Source organism: Flintibacter faecis (assembly GCF_014287875.1).
Classification (GTDB): domain Bacteria; phylum Bacillota; class Clostridia; order Oscillospirales; family Oscillospiraceae; genus Lawsonibacter; species Lawsonibacter faecis_A.
Map to the genome: position 1 here is coordinate 1 of NZ_JACOPN010000041.1, position 515 is coordinate 515.

A 515-nucleotide genomic window follows, 5' to 3' on the forward strand; every position below is an offset into this window, starting at 1 on the left:
GAGATGAACGAGACTTTCAATTATCTCCGGGCAAACGGCATTTACTCCCTTGAAGATTTGGAAAGCCGTGTCAGCGAACACAGTGCTGCCACAGAGAGCTTGAAGAAAACGCTGGACGAACAGACCGCCCGAATGAAAGCAATTAAGCAGCTCTATGACAGCTCCGCTGCTTTCCAGAGCTTGAAGCCTGTCTATGACGGCTTGCAGAAAATCAAGTTTGAGAAGCCCAGAGCCAAGTACAAGGCAGAGCATGAAGCGGAACTGAAACAGTTCTACGCCGCCAGACGCAAGCTGACCGGAGAGTTCCCGGACGGCAAGGTGGATATGAAAAAGCTGACCGAAGAGTATGACGAGCTGGAACAGGCGCACAACACCACCTACGGCGAGTTTAAGACCGTCAGAGACGATTTACACCGCCTTTGGAAGGTCAAGTCATGTGTAGATACTGCCGCCCGATTTAACGAGCGTACAGAGGAACAAAAGCTCCAAAATCGACCCCAAACACGACAGAAAAA

The 515-nt window shown here is 50.5% G+C and carries 1 pseudogene; it reads left to right on the forward strand.

Going from position 1 to position 515, the window contains the following annotated elements:
- Positions 1 to 515 (forward strand): annotated as a pseudogene (locus H8S55_RS14635) (MobQ family relaxase); the annotation flags it as partial.